We start from the raw sequence: 345 nt of genomic DNA, 5'->3' as shown, positions 1-345 counted from the left end.
GTAAGCGCTTAACTAACCACACATATCAATATTAAGCAGGCTTTGTCATAGTATCTTTTTAATCGGAGGTATTATGAATCAGCAAAGTAAGCGCGATCATTGGGCTAATATTTTAGAGCAGCAGAAAGAGAGTAACCTATCTATCAAGCAATTTTGTATTGATAACGAAATCAGCTACCAAACCCTTTATTACTGGTCCAAGAAACTCAGCGAGTCAGAAGTCACAACAAAAATTCACCCCATTATCGTGACAGAGCCAACACAAGAGCAGTCTAATATTGTGGTGCTGACATGTAATAATGGCCTTCGTGCCGAGTTACCAGCAAATCTTAATTCCAAACAAAT

The 345-nt window shown here is 38.3% G+C and carries 1 protein-coding gene; it reads left to right on the top strand.

Going from position 1 to position 345, the window contains the following annotated elements; all coding sequences use genetic code 11:
• Positions 1 to 73: 73 nt before the first annotated feature.
• A partial coding sequence (tnpA, locus tag PVK62_RS17575; protein ID WP_274449515.1) for an IS66 family insertion sequence element accessory protein TnpA occupies positions 74 to 345 on the top strand: 272 nt, incomplete at its 3' end.

Origin of the sequence: Aliivibrio sp. S3MY1, assembly GCF_028765575.1 — a bacterium.
In the GTDB taxonomy this organism is placed as follows: domain Bacteria; phylum Pseudomonadota; class Gammaproteobacteria; order Enterobacterales; family Vibrionaceae; genus Aliivibrio.
Note: the sequence above shows the minus strand (reverse complement) of the source record. Positions and strands in the feature narration are given on the sequence as shown.